This is a genomic window from Dyella sp. 2YAF14 (assembly GCF_052114725.1).
Classification (GTDB): Bacteria; Pseudomonadota; Gammaproteobacteria; order Xanthomonadales; family Rhodanobacteraceae; genus Dyella.
In genome coordinates, this window is the sequence record NZ_JBFRFH010000023.1 from 1 (window position 1) to 16,815 (window position 16,815).

Annotated in this window: 15 protein-coding genes; 5 read left to right on the forward strand and 10 right to left on the reverse strand. The window is 64.5% G+C overall.

All coding sequences use genetic code 11. The features are described 5' to 3' along the window. Window positions 1–525: 525 nt before the first annotated feature. The 4 genes from AB4Y82_RS19800 to AB4Y82_RS19815 form a co-directional block, all read right to left on the reverse strand. Window positions 526–1,758 (reverse strand): TraB/GumN family protein, encoded by a 1,233-nt coding sequence (locus AB4Y82_RS19800; RefSeq protein WP_441602442.1) that lies wholly within the window; start codon window positions 1,756–1,758, stop codon window positions 526–528. A 73-nt stretch (window positions 1,759–1,831) separates the two neighbouring features. Next, a complete protein-coding gene (locus AB4Y82_RS19805; RefSeq protein ID WP_441602441.1) occupies window positions 1,832–2,722 on the reverse strand; it encodes a carbon-nitrogen hydrolase in 891 nt (296 codons plus the stop codon). A 129-nt stretch (window positions 2,723–2,851) separates the two neighbouring features. Further along, window positions 2,852–3,886 (reverse strand): agmatine deiminase family protein, encoded by a 1,035-nt coding sequence (locus AB4Y82_RS19810; RefSeq protein WP_441602440.1) that lies wholly within the window; start codon window positions 3,884–3,886, stop codon window positions 2,852–2,854. Window positions 3,887–4,035: 149 nt separating this feature from the next. Next, window positions 4,036–4,374 (reverse strand): hypothetical protein, encoded by a 339-nt coding sequence (locus AB4Y82_RS19815; protein ID WP_441602451.1) that lies wholly within the window; start codon window positions 4,372–4,374, stop codon window positions 4,036–4,038. Between the two features lie 234 nt (window positions 4,375–4,608). Between AB4Y82_RS19815 and AB4Y82_RS19820 the strand changes: the two genes are divergently transcribed. The 3 genes from AB4Y82_RS19820 to recJ are packed head-to-tail and all read left to right on the forward strand — an operon-like array spanning window position 4,609 to window position 9,157. Continuing rightward, the gene (locus AB4Y82_RS19820) at window positions 4,609–6,516 is read left to right on the forward strand and encodes an ABC-F family ATP-binding cassette domain-containing protein (protein WP_441602439.1); all 1,908 of its coding nucleotides are present in this window, start codon (window positions 4,609–4,611) and stop codon (window positions 6,514–6,516) included. An 8-nt stretch (window positions 6,517–6,524) separates the two neighbouring features. Next, window positions 6,525–7,445, forward strand: coding sequence for a phosphoglycerate mutase (locus AB4Y82_RS19825; protein ID WP_441602438.1), 921 nt, complete (start codon window positions 6,525–6,527; stop codon window positions 7,443–7,445). Continuing rightward, window positions 7,442–9,157 carry a single-stranded-DNA-specific exonuclease RecJ gene (gene recJ / locus AB4Y82_RS19830; RefSeq protein WP_441602437.1) on the forward strand — a complete coding sequence of 572 codons (1,716 nt, stop codon included), beginning with the start codon at window positions 7,442–7,444 and terminating at the stop codon, window positions 9,155–9,157. The genes AB4Y82_RS19825 and recJ overlap by 4 nt, the downstream gene beginning before the upstream one ends. Before the next feature lie 16 nt (window positions 9,158–9,173). Here the strand turns inward: recJ and AB4Y82_RS19835 are convergent, their stop codons facing one another. The 6 genes from AB4Y82_RS19835 to AB4Y82_RS19860 all read right to left on the reverse strand — a co-directional run bounded on the left by AB4Y82_RS19835 (window position 9,174) and on the right by AB4Y82_RS19860 (window position 14,210). Continuing rightward, window positions 9,174–9,383, reverse strand: a complete 210-nt coding sequence (locus AB4Y82_RS19835) for a hypothetical protein (protein WP_441602436.1) — start codon at window positions 9,381–9,383, stop codon at window positions 9,174–9,176. 71 nt (window positions 9,384–9,454) lie between these two features. Beyond that, window positions 9,455–10,402: a helix-turn-helix transcriptional regulator gene (locus AB4Y82_RS19840; RefSeq protein ID WP_441602435.1), complete on the reverse strand. Its 948-nt coding sequence runs from the start codon at window positions 10,400–10,402 to the stop codon at window positions 9,455–9,457. Window positions 10,403–10,597: 195 nt separating this feature from the next. Next, window positions 10,598–11,530, reverse strand: coding sequence for a LysR family transcriptional regulator (locus AB4Y82_RS19845; RefSeq protein WP_441602434.1), 933 nt, complete (start codon window positions 11,528–11,530; stop codon window positions 10,598–10,600). Between the two features lie 132 nt (window positions 11,531–11,662). Next, entirely contained in the window at window positions 11,663–11,815 is a 153-nt protein-coding gene (locus tag AB4Y82_RS19850) for a hypothetical protein (protein WP_441602433.1), read from the reverse strand. A 349-nt stretch (window positions 11,816–12,164) separates the two neighbouring features. After that, window positions 12,165–13,334: a hypothetical protein gene (locus AB4Y82_RS19855; RefSeq protein ID WP_441602432.1), complete on the reverse strand. Its 1,170-nt coding sequence runs from the start codon at window positions 13,332–13,334 to the stop codon at window positions 12,165–12,167. Window positions 13,335–13,361: 27 nt separating this feature from the next. Beyond that, complete coding sequence (locus tag AB4Y82_RS19860; RefSeq protein WP_441611591.1) at window positions 13,362–14,210, reverse strand: hypothetical protein; 849 nt, start codon at window positions 14,208–14,210, stop codon at window positions 13,362–13,364. A 235-nt stretch (window positions 14,211–14,445) separates the two neighbouring features. Between AB4Y82_RS19860 and AB4Y82_RS19865 the strand changes: the two genes are divergently transcribed. Together AB4Y82_RS19865 and AB4Y82_RS19870 are read left to right on the forward strand one after the other, a co-directional pair. Then, window positions 14,446–15,897 (forward strand): DUF3300 domain-containing protein, encoded by a 1,452-nt coding sequence (locus AB4Y82_RS19865; RefSeq protein WP_441602430.1) that lies wholly within the window; start codon window positions 14,446–14,448, stop codon window positions 15,895–15,897. Between the two features lie 11 nt (window positions 15,898–15,908). Further along, window positions 15,909–16,811, forward strand: a complete 903-nt coding sequence (locus AB4Y82_RS19870) for a DUF2950 domain-containing protein (RefSeq protein ID WP_441602429.1) — start codon at window positions 15,909–15,911, stop codon at window positions 16,809–16,811. Window positions 16,812–16,815: the final 4 nt, after the last annotated feature.

A 16,815-nucleotide genomic window follows, 5' to 3' on the forward strand; every position in this document is an offset into this window, starting at 1 on the left:
TACGCGGCGGGCGTTTCGATCGGCTGCCGCCGACCGAGTCACTTTTCTTTTGCTGGCCCAAAAGATCCCACGGGACTAGCTTCGCGTCGAAAGTAACCCAAAGAAAATGGCCTGATAACGCCCGCAGCATCGTGTTGGGATAAGCCCGAGCGCTCGAGGCGCGTCTTGTGGGACAACCTCCGAGGGTACACAGCGGGTACTGCCAAGCGCTGCGCAACGCGCCCGAATCGGTGAGGACTTAAAGCCGGGCCTCGCTGCGCATTGGCTTTGGCCGCGCATCGTGCACTCGTGTCGCGCCGCGCGCTTGGCTTGTCTGTGGGAGCGCACCCTGTGCGCGACAGGCACGCTGGGGTGTACCGCTCCGTAGGTTTGTCGCGCACAGGGTGCGCTCCCACAGAGAGCCGATCGGCAACGTGCGCCTGCGTCACACCTTGTAGGAGCGCACTTGTGCGCGACCGCAGCGCCGGGGTGTACCGCTCCGTAGGCTTGTCGCGCACAGCGTGCGCTCCCACACGGTCTGCCCGCTTAGAGCAAGCTCTTCACGATATGAATGCCGGCGGTGTATTCGCCGATGATCGTGCCCAGGCACACCAGGAAGAAGTTGAGCAGGGTGCGGGCGACGCGGTTGCTCCACCAGCCGCGCCAGTGGCCGATGTCGTCGCGTAGTGTTTCGAAATCGGCCACGCGCGGGCGGCGCACCCAGGCTTCCACCATCGCGCTGATGCCGCCGGAGGGAATGCCGGGGCGGAAGGGTTTGATCGGGCCGGCAATGAATGCGGCGAGCACGCTCAGGGGATGGGCACCAGCAATGATGGCGCCGATGGCGGAGAAGCCACCGGTGTAGAGCACCCAGTCGCGCAAGGCGGCTGCACCCAGTGATGGGCTGCGGTAGAAGGCGAATCCAATGGCAATGAACACCGCCAACACCAGGCCAAGGGCCACCCACTTCGGCCACACCGACTTGGGCGGTGCTGCGGAGAGCGCGGCGGCTTCCGTCGCGGGATCGCTTTGCTGGGTGCGCAACTGTTCGCACAAACCCTTGAGGTGTCCGGCACCGATCACCACCAGCACACGACGGCCTTCGCCGTAACCCGACTGGGCGGCTTGTTCGCGCAAGCGCGCTGCCATGTACGCGTCGCGTTCGGCGATCAAGGCGCGATAGAGCGGCGCGGAGTTGGTGGCGAACTCACTGAAGGCGCTTTCCAGCATGTCGCCTTGCTTGAGTTTTTCGATTTCGGCTTCCTGGATATTCTCGCGTTCGAACACGCTGGCAATCAGGCCGCCCATCAGGCCGAAGCGCTGCCAGAAACCGACGCTATGCCAGGCACGACGCAGCGTGGTGCCGACTTCGCGATCCACCAGCCACACGGGCACGCCGCGTTGATCGGCGCCGTCCATGCCTGCTTTCATTTCTGCGCCGGGCTGGATGCCGTACTGCTCGGCAAGGCGCTTCTGGAACGAGGACAGCACCAGGCTGGCGGCGACCATGCCGGCCTTGCCCTGGCGGATCACCTGGAACAGATCCATCTGCTTGAACGCTTCGGGATCGCGCATGCCTTGCGCACGGCTCTCGCAAAGCTCAACGGCGACGGCGTCGAAGGTTTCATGCGCGAGCAGCGCTTCCACTGCATCGACGCTGGTGCGCGATACGTGAGCCGTGCCTAGCACCACGTATTCCACGCCGTCGCGCGTGACGCGCTCGATCGGTTGGTCGCGCAGCACGGGCGGCAGTGAATCGGTGATGTCGGTCTGGCTCATGCGTGGTGTCGGTAGGGCTCAGGCAAAGACTGCATGGAATGGGAGCGCGAGGCTGGTTGCGCCACCGTGGGTATTAGTCGCGAAAACGCTTGAGCAGATCGCCGTACGCATCGATGCGACGATCGCGCAGGAACGGCCAGATGCGGCGGACGTGTTCGCTGCGCGCCATATCGACGTCGGCGATCAACAGCTCGCGGCCATCCGTACCTGCCTGCGCCAGGAATTCACCCTGGGGACCGGCGACGAAACTGGTGCCCCAGAACTGGATGCCGTTGCCCACGCCCGCCTTGTCGGCTTCGAAGCCGGTGCGGTTGCACGACAACAGCGGCAGGCCGTTGGCAACAGCATGTCCTCGTTGCACGGTGACCCAGGCTTCGCGCTGGCGATCCTTCTCGGCCTGGTCGTCCTGCGGGTCCCAGCCGATGGCGGTGGGATAGAGCAGCAGGTCGGCGCCGGCCAGCGCCATCAGGCGGGCGGCTTCCGGATACCACTGGTCCCAGCACACCAGCACGCCCAGGCGGCCGACCGAGGTGTCGATCGGCTCGAAGCCGATGTCGCCTGGCGTGAAGTAGAACTTCTCGTAGAACGCCGGGTCGTCGGGGATATGCATCTTGCGGTATTTGCCCGCGATGGCTGCGGAGCGGTCAAACACCACGGCGGTGTTGTGGTACAGACCGGTGGCGCGCTTTTCGAACAGCGAGGCGACCACCACCAGTTTCAGCTCTTCGGCCAGTTTGCCGATGCGAGCGGTACTGGGACCCGGAATGGTCTCGGCCAGGTCGAATTCGTCCACCGACTCGCGCTGGCAGAAATACGGGCCGTTGTGCAGTTCCTGCAGCAGCACCAGTTCCACGCCCCTGGCCGCGGCATCGCGCAGGCCTGCCTCAATGGCGTCGAGATTGGCATCGCGGCTGCCGCGGTCGGTTTCCTGCAGCAGGGCGACTTTGAGGGTCTTGCGGGTCATCGGTGGGCTTCCAGAAAAGGCTGCTGGGGAGCAGATCGCAGAGTCTAGCGGATACAGCCGCCCGGCCCCGTTTCGAAGCGGACGTCAATTCATCTATATGGTGTGCTTCGAGCCGGTTTCCAGCAGCTCTCAGACGATGCCGGCCGGCAGCTGCATGGTGATGCAGTGCAGGCTGCCGTTCTGCCAGATCAGCGGGCGGCAAGGCACCTGCACGATCTCGCGGCCCGGATGGGCTTCACCGATGATGCGCGCGGCCCCGTCGTCGGCGGCGTCGCCATAGGCGGGCACCAGCACGGCATCGTTGACGATCAGGTAGTTCGCATAAGAGGCGGCCAGGCGACGGCCATCATCCACGATCGGCTTGGCCCAGGGCAGGGGATAGAGCGTGTACGGCTTGCCTGCGGGTGTGCGCAGCGCGGCGAGTTCTTCGCCCATGCGCTTGAGCTCGTCATAGTGCGGATCGCCGCTGTCGTCGCAGGCCTGGTACACGATGCGTTCGCCCGGCGCGAAGCGCGCCAGCGTATCGATATGCGCGTCGGTGTCGTCGCCTTCGAGGTAGCCGTAGTCCAGCCACAGGACGCGCCTGGCGTGCAGGCTGTCGCTGAGGATCTCGGTCATCTGCTCGCGCGACTGTTCCGGGTGGCGCTGGGTCAGGCAGCGCCAGGTGGTGAGCACGGTGCCTTCGCCATCGCTTTCGATGCCGCCGCCTTCCAGCGCCCAGTCGATGCGTTTGTGCATGGCCTTGCCAAACACGCCTTCCTGCACGAGGCCGGCAATCAGCGCGTCGTCCTGCTCGGCGCCGAACTTGCCGCCCCAGCCGGTGAAGCGGAAATCGGTGAGCTGGTATTGACCGCCGTCGGCCTTCAGGGTGATCGGGCCGGAGTCGCGCAACCAGGTGTCGTCGTAGGGCAGCTCGACGAAACGGATCTTGGAAAGATCGACGCCTTCACCGGTCAGCAAGGCCTGCACGCGCAGGCGCAGCGGGTTGTCGCCCACCACGATGATCAACGGCTGGAAACGCGTGACCGCAGCGGCCAGCGCGACATAGGTGGTTTCCACATCCGCGAGGCGGTCGGCCCAGTCGGTGCCGGCGTGCGGCCACGCGATCAACACGGCCGATTGCGGCTCCCATTCCGCCGGAAGGCGAAGGCTTTGGTCGGTCATCGTCAACAGTTCTCTTGCAGCGGGGACGGCAGCAGCTGCCCGGGGCAGACTACGAGGGCCGCAGAGTGTAAACGATGAGGTGTGACAGGGCAGAAAAGAGAACGCGGCCCGTGTTGCCACGGCCCGCGTCTAGCCCATGCCGGCGTCGATCAGTTGACCGAGGCAGGATTGGTGTTGTTGCCCGCCGGTGTGTTGAGCACGGCGTGGATCACGTGACTCTTCTCGAAATACACGATGAAATTCGCGTAATCCCAGCGGTTGATCACCGGATGCTTGTCGCTGTCGCCGCCACGGGGCGAGAGCTTGCGCTGCGGAGCACCGTACTTCTTCTCCACCTCGGCCATGCTCATGCCGCGGCCGGGCAAGTCCATGCCCTTTTCCTGCTGCACGCGGTTGACGAGCAGGCTGTCCGCTTTGGCGGCAACCGGGGCACTCATGCCGGCGGTGGCCAGCAGGGCGATGGACAGGCTGATGCTGAACTTGCTGATTCCGTACTTGTTCACGGTTCCCCTCTCCGCACAAGGCGTTGCCGCGTCGTTGTAGCAGAAGTATCGGGCCTTAGCCATGCGAATCTGCGGCGATTGCGACGGCGTGGGCATTCGTTGTGAGGAACCGGGCGCAGGGCCCGCTATCATGGGTGGCTACGGCCGGCACCCGGCCGGCTCCGGGGGGCCGCCTGTGCGGCCTCTACCACGGCATTGAACAGGCTCTAAGCTCTCCTCATGATTTCGTTCCGTCACTTCGCCCTCCGCCGTGGCAGCCGACTGCTGCTTTCCGATATCGACCTGGTCATCCAGACTGGCTGGCGGCTGGGCGTGGTCGGGCGCAACGGCTGCGGAAAATCCAGCCTGTTTGCCGCCTTGCAGGGCCAGATAGAAGCCGATGCCGGCGACCTGGACCTGCCTGCGAAGATCCGCATGGCCTCGGTGGCCCAGGAAACCCCGTCGCTGCCAGACCCCGCCATCGAGTACGTGATGGGCGGCGACGTGGAGCTGGCCAAGGCCTTGCGCGACGAGATCGACGCCGAAGCGCGCGGCGACACCGAAGCGATGGCGCTCGCTCATCACCGCATCGAAGAACTGAACGGCTACGACGCCCGGGCGCGTGCTGGCCGCCTGCTGCATGGCCTGGGCTTTGCCGCTGAAACCCACGAGACGCCGGTGAAGGAATTCTCCGGCGGTTGGCGCGTGCGCCTTAACCTTGCGCGTGCGCTGATGGCGCCGTCGGACCTGCTGCTGCTCGATGAGCCCACCAACCATCTCGATCTCGACGCGGTACTGTGGCTGGAAGAATGGCTGCGCCGCTACCAGGGCACCTTGCTGATCATTTCGCACGACCGCGAATTCCTCGACGGCGTGATCACCCACACGCTGCACCTCAACGATGGCAGCGGCAAGCTCTATACCGGCAACTACAGCGCGTTCGAACGCCTGCGTGCCGAGCAGCTGCGCCAGCAACAGATCGCACATGAGCGCGAGCAGGCCGAGCGTGCTCACCTGCAGTCGTTCGTGGATCGCTTCAAGGCCAAGGCGAGCAAGGCCAAGCAGGCGCAGTCGCGCGTGAAGCGACTGGAGAAACTGGCCGGCACCGAGGCCGTGCGCGCCGAGCGTCCGTTCCATTTCCAGTTTGCCGTGCCTGCGCGTCTGCCTGATTCGATGGTGCAGATCGAGGACGTCGATGCCGGCTATCCGGGTGAGAACGGCGCAGCCACCACCACGATTTTGCGCAACGTGCGTTTCCGCCTGGAAGCGGGCGAGCGCATCGGCCTGCTCGGCCCCAACGGCGCCGGCAAATCCACCCTGGTCAAGACCCTGGTCGGCGAACTCACGCCGCTAGCCGGCGAGCGCAAGGGGCACAAGGATCTGAAGATCGGCTACTTCGCCCAGCACACGGTGGAAAGCCTGCACGAGGGTTCTTCGCCGTTCGATCATCTGCAGGAGAAGGCGCCTGGCGTCGCCGCGCAGGTCTTGCGTGACTTCCTTGGCTCGTGGAATTTTGCCGGCGATCGTGCGTTTGAATCGGTCGACGGATTCTCCGGCGGCGAGCGCGCGCGTCTCGCGCTGGCCCTGATCGCCTGGGACAAGCCGAACCTGCTGCTGCTCGACGAACCGACCAACCATCTTGATCTGGACATGCGCGAAGCACTGGCCGACGCGCTGGCGGAATTCGACGGTGCGCTGGTGCTGGTCTCGCATGATCGCCATCTGCTTGGCATGGTCAGTGACAGTTTCTGGCGCGTGGCCGATGGCACGGTGGAACCGTTCGACGGCGACCTCGACGATTATGCGAAGTGGCTGCGCAGCCGTGGTTCGGCCGCCAAGAAGGCCAAGAACAAGGAAAACGCCAAGCCCGTCGAACGCGTGGAAACGCCGGACGAGCGCCGCGCCCGCACCGCCGCCGAGCGCGACAGCGACAAGGCCACGCGCCAGCGCGTGAAAAAGATCGAGACGCGCATCGCCACGCTGGAAGGCGAGCTGACGGCACTCGAAGCGAAGTTGGCCGATCCGCAAACCTATAACGGCCCCACCACCGAGATGATGCGGCTGGGGCAGCGACAGAGTGAACTTCGCAGCGAGAAGGAAACGCTCGAAGTCGAGTGGCTGGCACTCTACGAACAGTTGGAGGCATGAGCCTGGCCATGCGCGATTCGGCCCATCACGCGATCGATGTCTGGCTGCCGAATCTCGCGCGATTGGCGCCCGATCATCCGTTGCGCGGTCTCGTGCGCAAGGCCGATCGTCTGGCTGACGGCGCGCGCGGCTACATGGCTGGATTGAACGCGCGCTTCGAGCTGCCCGACCCGCTGCCGGCCGCGGCGCTCACGCGCCAGCTGATTGCCGGTGACGCCGGCAGCGATCGCTGGCTGTGTGCCGATCCTGCCTGGGTGCAACCTGATCTCAATGGTGCGCGACTGCTGGCCTGCGGGCAGATGCAGTTGTCGATGGACGAAGCGCTTGCTCTCGCCGAGCCGCTGATGCCCTTGTTCGACGAAGCCGACATGGCGCTCATTGTCTCGTCGCCCGATCGCTGGCATGTGCGCTTGTCCGCCGATACTGCGCTGCCGGACTTTGCAGCTCCCGAGCAGGCGTTGGGCGAGGACCTCTACTACCACCTGCCGCAAGGCGTGGAAGGGCGTCGCTGGCGCATCCTGCTCACCGAGGTGCAGGTGATCCTGCATCAGCATCCGCTCAACGCCGAGCGACGCCAGCGCGGCATGCCGCCGATCAATCATGTATGGCTATGGGGCGGCGGCGCGCTGCCGCAAGCCGTGCATACCTCGCTTGGCAACGTGATTGGCGATGATCTGCTGTTGCGCTCGCTGGCGACGCAAGCAGGCATTGCCGTGGCGGCACGCACGGAGGCATCGATAGCCGCGGCGTTGCCGGGCACCTTGATGGATCTGCAGGACCTGCCGGAAGACGAACTGGCTGCGCGTTGGACACCGGGACTGCTCGCCCTGGCCAAGCGCCAACCCCTGCAACTGAGTTTTGCCAGCGGCGAGTGCTGGCTGCATCGGCCCTGGCATCGTCTGCGCGTCTGGCGAAGGAGCAGCCGGTGAAGCGCAACAGCCTTCGTCGACGCGAGCCTCAAGGCAGCCCGGCGGGTTGGGGCGTGGGTGTCCATCCGGTCTTGCAGCAGGTGTTCGCCGCACGCGGCGTGCTCTCGCCGCTGGATGCCGAATATCGTCTTGCGCGTCTGCTTTCGCCACAGCAGCTCGGTGGCCTGGATCAGGCGGTGGCCTTGCTGTCGGAGGCGATACGCGACGATTGGACGATTCTGATCGCTGGCGACTATGACTGCGATGGCGCGACCGGCACGGCCGTCGCTGTGCGAGGCCTGCGCATGTTGGGGGCGCGCCGCGTGGACTATGCGGTGCCCAATCGCTTCGTGCATGGCTACGGCCTGAGTCCGGCGCTGGTCGAATCGCTTCAGCCCACGCCGCAACTCATCGTCACCGTCGACAACGGCGTGGCCAGCGTGGCGGGTGTAGCCGAGGCGCAGGCGCGCGGGATCCGCGTGATCGTCACCGATCATCACTTGCCGGGTGAACAGCTGCCCAGCGCCGATGCGATGGTCAATCCCAACCTCAATGGCGATGCGTTCCCGAGCAAGGCGCTGGCGGGCGTGGGCGTGATGTTCTATCTGCTGCTCGCGCTGCGCGCATCGCTGCGAGAGCACGGCGTGTTTCCTGCGGGCAGCGAGCCGGATCTGTCCGTGCTGCTCGATCTGGTGGCGGTGGGAACCGTGGCCGATCTGGTGCCATTGGATTTCAACAACCGCGTGCTGGTGGAGGCGGGTATGCGGCGTGTGCGCAGCGGCCGTGCCCATGCGGGCGTGGCGGCGCTGGTGGAGGCGAGCCAGCGCAGCGCGGCGACGCTTTGTGCCAGCGATCTGGGCTATGCGATCGGCCCGCGGCTCAACGCGGCGGGCCGGCTCGAGGATATGCGCATCGGCGTGGAGTGCCTGCTCACCGATGATCCGGTGCAGGCGCGCCGTTACGCCGAGCTGCTGAGTTCCATCAATCAGGAACGCCGCGAGTTGCAGGCCACCATGGTGGCCGAGGCCGAAGTGATGGTGTCGCGCACGGCAGACATCGACGCCGTAGGTGTGGCTTTGTTCGAACCGAGCTGGCACGCCGGGGTGGTAGGACTAGTGGCGTCCAAACTCAAGGAGCGGCTGCATCGTCCGGTGATTGCGTTTGCACCGGCCAGCGAAGAGATGCAGGACGAGTTGCGCGGTTCGGCGCGTTCCATCGCCGGTTTCCATATTCGCGATGCGCTGGCGATGATCGATGCGCGCCACCCAGGTCTCATCGCGCGCTTCGGCGGTCATGCGATGGCCGCCGGACTGAGCCTGCGCACCGAGGACTATCCACGCTTCGCCGAGGCTTTCGACACGATTGCACGTGAGTGGCTGGACGACGATCAGCTGCAGGCCGTGCAGCACACCGACGGCGAATTGCCCGTTGGCGCGGCGACCCTGGAACTGGCGCGTCAGCTGCGCGCTGCGGGCCCCTGGGGCCAGGCATTTCCCGAGCCGGTATTCGACAACGTATTCGAATGCGCGAGCTGGCGCGTGATGGGCGAGCGGCATTTGCGGCTGAGCCTGCGCGATCCACGCGATGGCTCGGTGCACGATGCGGTGATGTTCAATGCCTACGAGGGCACGCCACCGCCGGCGGTGTTGCGAGCTGCCTACGAGTTGGTCATCAATGACTGGCAGGGTCGCGAAAGCGCACGCTTGCTGTTGCGCTACCTCGAGCCCGTCTGAGCAAGCGTGCGATGCCTCAACGCGGATCGAGGTAACGCAAGAGTGCGTGGTTCGGCCTGGACGAAAGTGCATGGACCGGCGAGCTCGGTGCTGCCTTCCATGCATAGCGTATGCGTATCGCCAGCACGGCGGTGCGCATGGCCTTGATATTGCGGCCCAGAAACCGGCACCACGGGTGCTCGAGCGCGGCCAGGTTATCTGCGGTGGGGACGGCCGATACGTGCATGGTAGGCACGCAGGCCCGGCGGGCTTTTCGGCTGGGGCGCTGCTTTTTCCGATTCGCATGACCGTGGACGTCTATACGTGCTGTGCCCGCAGGGCGTCACCGCGCCACTGGCTGGGCGTCTTGCCGGTGAGGCGCTTGAACACGGTGGTGAAGTGCGCCTGCGTGTGGAAGCCCACCTCCAGCGCCACATCCAGCATCGAGCGCGGCATCTCGGCGATCAGCTGCTTGGCGTGCTCCATGCGGCACAACAACAGGTAGTGATGCGGACGGAAACCGGTGGCTGCGCGGAACTGAGCGGCGAAGTGCATCGGTGACAAGCCCGCCGCAGCGGCCATGTCGTTGAGCGTGATGGATTCGGACAGATGCGCCTTCACATAGTCGTCGACGCGCTGCAGGCGCCATTGCGGCAATACGGTTTTCTTCACGGCGCAGGCCAGCGGTGCAGCGGCCGCACGCAGATGGCACAGGCGATCGACGATGAGCTCCAGCACCTGCGTGGCCAGCGCGTGCTCGCGGCTTTCGCCGTGCATTTCCAGCAGGGTGCGGGCCAGCTGCAGTAGCAAGGCATCTTGCGCCGGCCCCATCGAAAAACAGGCGCGGCTGGCTTCATCGGCGGACCAGAACAGCTGCACGGGCAGTTCCACATACAGCGCACGGCAGTTGCCCGGGCATTGCATGCTGACCGATTCGCCGGGGCGGCTCACGTAGTAGGAGCCCGCATCGCAGGCGCGCTCCTGCAGGTCGTGGGCGTCGCTATGCAGTGACAGGTGGGCGTCGTCGAGTAACAGCAGCACCGCATAGGCGTCCTGTGGCGTCCTGGCCTCCCAATGGGTGGCGCCCGAACCCTGGTGGCTCCAGATGGAGGCCTTTGCCTGCGTCATGCGCGGGTCGGCCTGCAGGGACAGCTGCTGCCAATGGGTGTTCGCAGCGGCACAGCGATCGAGCAGGGCGCGGGTGGCAGAGTGCGCCTTGGCGGCGAATGCTTTATTCAAAGTGCGGGATTTGGCGACGGTAGACATGACTTCTCCGTTCCGGCGAATGACATGCCGGTTCGAATGAGGGGATCGAGGATGGGAAGGCGCCGGTGCGGCGGGTTCCGATAGAAGGGTGCGGGAGCGGTGCGGCGGAAAGCCTTGCTTGTGCGTTGCAGCAGAGTCTGTGCTTGTGCCGCCTCGAAAGAAAATACTGTTTCGCTATGCGGGCATAACGGCCGGTTATGGCTCGGCGTCCACCCATTGCGCGCCCTTGAAGGCGGACGCGCCGACCTGGCTGCGAATGAAGCCCAGCAGCTGCGCCTCGATCGCCGAGGCCGCGCGCGTCAGCGGCTTGTCCCGCGAGGTGATCAGGCAGGCCGTGAGATAGATCGGCGGCTCGATCGGCGTGGTGGCGATGTCCGGGTGCCCGGGCATATCGGTGAAGTCGCCCTTGGGCAGGATGGCGTGCCCCAGTCCCGTCTCCACGGCGGACAACACCACCTCGAACAGATCCGACTCGGCCACCGGTTCGGCGTGCAGCCCGGCGGCGGCCAGTTCGCGGTCGAGCGCCTTGCGCAGCACATTGGTCGGTGTGGGCAGCATCAGCGGCAGCTGCGCGATCTTCGCCAGCGTGGTGGACTTCTCAGCCTTGCCCTGCTGTTTTCGGCTGGCAAGGTAAAGCCGCTGGCGGAACAGCACCTCGCGCGTGAAGCCGGTCTCCGGCCCGTTCTCGAACACGATGGCCAGGTCGATGGTCTTGGCGGCTACTTTGTCGCGCAGCGTTTCGCTGTCGCCGGTGATGAAGCGCAGGGTGATCTTGGGCAAGGTGGCGCGGCAGATCTCCATCATCTTGCCGGTCAGCGCCGGCGCCATGGTCGAGGCCATGCCGAAACACACCACGCCCTGGATTTCGCCTTGCGCGGAGCGCACCACGGCGGGCAGGTCGTCCACCTGCCGGATCAGTTTCAGCGCTTCCTGGTAAAGCACTTCGCCGGCAGCCGTGGGCGTGACGCCGCGTGCGCTGCGGTGGAGCAGGGTGACGCCGAACTCGTCTTCCAGCTCGGCAATCTGTTTGCTCAGGGCCGGCTGGGCAATATGGATGAGCGCCGCCGCGCGGGAAAAACTGCCCGCTTCCACGATCTTGGCGAAATAGCGCAAATGGCGAAACTGCACGAGGGCGCTCCTGGGGACGGCCGCAATGGCTCTTGCTCAGAGGTCGGCGCAAACGCAAGAAGTATCGGGGCATGCGCGCATGCGCGCCACCATATGGACGCCCGCCATCGTGCTTTTGCGAAATGGGGCGCTTCAGCTGCAGGGAAACAGCTCGTCGAACGGCGGCTCCGAAATGCCGTAGACGGCTATCTCGATACCCTCGCCATAGTCGCTGCAATCGGCAATATGGACCGAAACGGCCTGCAGCACGCCGTCGCCGCCGACCACATACAGCCCCATCGGCACCTGATCGTCTTCGCGGCATCCATATCTTCACGTCGTCGCGCGGCCAGCGCCACCAGCGGGGTCGAGCCGACGGCGACATCGATCACCCGATCGAGCGCAAGCTGCGATAACGAAGAAACCTGGTCGGCTGCACTGAGCACCATCAACGCCGTCACCGTACCGAGGATCCAGCTATAGGCCCGTGGCGATCCGATCATGTTGTAGATGCCCACGCCTGCCACGATGGCCAGGGCAAGCACGGTCAGCGTTGCATGACCGGACAGCGGCGGTGCCAGTACAAAGGCAAGCCCTGCGTGCACGTTCCTTTTCAGAAGGCACGGCGGTCGCCGCGTGGGCGCTGCGGCGCGGCTCAGACGACGAGTTTCAACAACTGCGTGAGAATGACCTTGGCGGGAATCACCGTCAGAAAGATGGGAGCGAACGGGATGAGCGTGGCGAGGGCGAGCGCCAACGCCGCGCGCGCATCAAACAGCACGGGACGCATGGCGTAGACGTTGGCCGTCACGCTGTAGAGATCGGTGGCGGCGGAAAAATCCGGTTTCTCCAGCGATTCCGTATCGACCACGTTGCCCGACCTCAGCCATTTGTCTTCAAATTGCGTACCCAGGCGGCTGGCCAGTGCGCCGTACTCGAAGATGCCGCGTCGCCATGCCATCAGCAGCATGCGTCCGAAAACCAGCGGCGGCGTGAGAAAGATGACCACGACCACCGCCGCCGAGGCGAGCGGCGTTGCCGGGTGGTCCAGTGGATTGAGCCCCAGATGAAACACCTCATTGGCAAAGGTGCCCGCGATGATGATGCCGATGGCCAGCGCAAGCGGAGCGAACATGCGCGGCGAGAAGGCGACAAACAGCAGTCCGCCCGCCTTGTCGGGGTGGGAGGCCACCAGGTGCAGCCCCATGTGGGACACCTGACGAAGAAAGCGCATCCATACGAACACGCGCCATATCCAGCTCAGCAGCAAACCCAGCAGCAGCGGCAGGCTGATCAACATATGCCACCAGCCGGCGGGCGACAGATGCGGCGAATCGGGTGCGTAATGCCAGATCGGCAGCACGTTCTGGCGTACGGTGATCGCAATGGTGATGACAAACGTATAGACGATGATCGTCATGGCTGCCGAGGGCCACACGCCCAGACTCAGGCGCCGGGTCGAAGCAACGGCTTCATCGAAGCGCGTCTGATCGGAGGCGTCGATGATATGGGAGGTGACGAAGTGCTGTGCCGTCAGGTCCAGTCGCGGCAGGATGATGTATTCGCAAAGGATCAGGATCGGAACGGCCAAAACAAAGCGCGCATGCACGGCGATATCGGTAAAAAAGGCGTGCAGCAACTCGTCGTGACCCGTCACCAAGGCCTGTCCAGTGCAGAGCAGGGCCAGCGGAATCCATGCCAACCCCACCGCGATAAGCACGCGACGCAATGCCTGGGTGCGATGCGCCGGCTTGATCAGCCGCAGTCGCCGCAAGACGGCGACATGTTTGGGTTCTTCGAAAATGCTCGAACGGGGATCGCTCACGCCGGCAGCTCCCGCAACACGCTGATGCTAGAAGTGCCAGGCCACGCTTAGCGCAGGGCCGCTCAATTCCACTTGCTTGAGGAATTTGTCGCTGCTGCCTTGCTTGTATTCGACGTCGCGGTAATTGAGCGCGATATCGCCCCAGTGAAAAGCGTAGGCCACGCCGATCATCGCCTGATAGGTGTTGTCCGAACTGCCCGCGCCAACATCGACGTAATAGGGGAAGAACCAGTTGCTGCCGGCGAACGGCGACCAGAGGCCGCGAATGCCGATGATGCCGTCGGTGACGTGCGTCTGGTTGTTGAGATGACCGCTGTTCTGGATATCCGGCCGGCCACCGTTGCCGGTCAGGTTGAAGTTCCAGTCCAGATTGCCCTTGATCCACAAGTAGCGCATGCCGAACACCAGATCGATGTAGCCCTGCTGTCCATGGGCCATCGTATACAGGCCGGCCAGGGTCACCATGCCGCCCTTGATGCCCCAACGCGTATCGAGATTCGCGTCGGCGCCTATGCGATCGCCGCCGATGCGGGTGAAGCGTCCCTTTTCGTCGCTGAATTTCACCCAGTCGAAGTCGCCATAGAAGCCCCAATCCCCCTTGCGTACCGTGCCATCGACCATGAAGGCGCCGCTGAGGTAATCGAAGATGTTGTTGTTGGTTTTCTGCTCGACCGTGCCGCCATTGTTGGGCAACTGATAGCGCGTTTTGGCACTGATGCCGGGCAACCAGCCATAGGGCTGGATGCTGCCATGCCAGTCGCCATCCCAGTAATCGGGGGTGTCCGCCTTTGCCGATGTCACCGCAAAGCCCATGATGCAAGCCGACGCCAGCAGGGCGCGGGAACAGGTGAGGCGCGAATTGCGGGGGCGGCGCATGGTGGTCATCCTTAAGGTCGGCGATCGACGCTATGGTCGTGCTCTGTTTGGCAGACTCCCAGCGAACTACTACTTACCCGCAGGCGGTAAATCTACGGATACCGCGCCCCTTGAGCAGGGCCGGTGGTCCTTTTAAGTAGTTTTACTGGAGACGTTTGCGCATAAATGCAGTGGTCAATGCGTCGTGCGACGTATCAAGCTGGTGCAAGCGCGTGAGCGGCACCGGAGCGGCACCATGAACACGACTGGGAAGCACGGATTCTGGCGGATCTACTTGCTATGTCTCGTATGCCTGCCGCTGATGATTGCGGGTCCCGTGGCCGCACAAAGTACGCAAGGCGCGACTAGCGCCCAGGGCAGTACGCAGAAGAGTTTCTCCACTCAGCAACTCGATCAGATGCTCGCTCCGGTGGCCTTGTATCCGGATGCGTTGCTCTCGCAGATACTGATGGCCTGTACCTATCCCAGCAATGTGGCCGATGCCGCGGCATGGTCGGCGGCACATCCCAAGATCCAGGGCGACGACGCGGTGAAACAGGTAGCCAACACGCCCTGGGATCCCAGCGTGCAATCGTTGGTGGCATTCCCCCAGGTGCTGGCGCAAATGAAGCAGCAACCCGAATGGGTGCAGAACATGGGCGACGCCTTTCTTGCCCAGCCCGATGATGTCATGGCCTCCGTGCAGCGCCTGCGCGCGCAGGCGCAGAAGGCCGGCAATCTGAAGACGACCGAGCAGCAGAAGGTGGTGGTGCAGCAGGCGCCACCCACGGCCGCGGCGCCGAGCACCACGGTGATCCAGATCGAGCCGGCCAATCCGGAAGTGGTGTACGTACCGTCGTATAACCCGACCGTGGTCTACGGTACCTGGGCCTATCCCAGCTACCCGCCGCCGTATTGGCCGCCACCGCCGGGTTATTACTATCCGGTGGCCACCGGACTGGCGGCGGGCATTGCCTTTGGCGTGGGCGTTGCCGCCGTGAACTCGCTGTGGGGCGGTTTCAACTGGGGGCATGGCGACGTCGACATCAACGTCAACCGCTACAACAACGTCAATAACGTCAACAACCGCATCAGCGGCAACGGCAACAACAGGCAGACGTGGAACCACAACCCGTCCAATCGGCGCGGTACGCCTTATCGCGATCAGGGCAGCCGTGAGCGCTATGGGCAGGGCGTGGGTGGCGCCAATCAGCGCGAGGCTTTCCGCGGCAACGACGCGAATCGCCAGCGCGCACTGCAGAGCTTTGACCGCTCCACCGGCAACGGCTCTTCGATGGCCGCGCGGCGTGGTGCAGGTGAAACCGGCGCGGCACTCAATCGGCCGTCCACCGGCAACCGGCCTGGTGGTGGCCAGGGCGCAGCCGGCGGCGCGGATCGAGGCAACCTCGGCGGCGCGGATCGAGGCAACCCCGGCGGTCAGGGGCGCGGCGATCTGGGCGGACAGACGCGCGAGCGCGGCAATGCCGCTGGGCAGCAGGGCAACTCCGGTGGCGATCGTGCATCGCAGGGACCGCGCAACAACGCGTTCAGCGGCGGGCAATCGCCGGGTTCGGCGCATACGCAAATGAATCGCGGGCAATCCAGTCAGCGCTCGATGTCGCAGTCCCGTGGTGCCGGCGCTGGTGCTGGCAGGCAGATGTCCCGACCTGCGCCGGCCCGGGCGGGTGGCGGTGGCCGTCGTCGTTGAGGAGCATGACCATGAATCGCACTCCCATGATCCGTCGCCTGGCCTTGAGCACCATGTTCTGGGCTGGCTGTGTCCTTTGCGGCGCCGCGCTGGCACAACAGGCGAGTTACCCAACGGCGGATGACGCCGCCGGAGCCTTCGTGCTGGCCGTGCGCAATCACGACCAGGCGGCACTCGCCAAGGTGCTGGGCAATAACTGGAAGGATTACATCCCGACCGAAGGCATCGATCAGGATGATGTGGACCTGTTCCTCAAACGCTACGACGAAAGCCATCGCATCGAAACGGCCGACGGCAAGAGTCATCTGGACGTGGGCGCGGAGAAGTGGGTGCTGCCCATGCCGTTGGTCAAAGGGAAGGACGGTTGGCATTTTGACCTGGCCGCTGCGCAGCAAGAGATACGCACGCGCCACATCGGGCAGAACGAACTCGCCGTCGAGCAAGCCATGCTTGCCTACTACGACGCGCAGCGCGATTACGCGACCCAGGACAGGGACGGGGACAAAGTGCTGCAGTACGCGCAGCACCTGCTCAGCTCGCCGGGCAAGCACGACGGACTGTACTGGCCCGTCAACGACAACGAGCCGCCGAGTCCGTTGGGTCCGAAATTCGCCAACGTGGTGCCAGGGCAGGGCTATTACGGCTACCACTACCGGATACTGACGGCGCAGGGCGGTTCTGCCCCCGGAGGCGCCTATAACTATTTGGTCGGCGGTCGCATGACCAACGGTTTCGCGCTGGTTGCCTGGCCCGCGCAGTACGGCGAGACCGGCGTGATGAGTTTCATGGTGAGCCACGACGGCCAGGTATTCGAAAAGGATCTGGGCAAGAACGGCGGCACCATCGCGCAGTCCATGAAGAGTTTCGACCCTGACAGCAGCTGGAAGGAAGTCGACGTTCCCACTGCCAATTGACGCC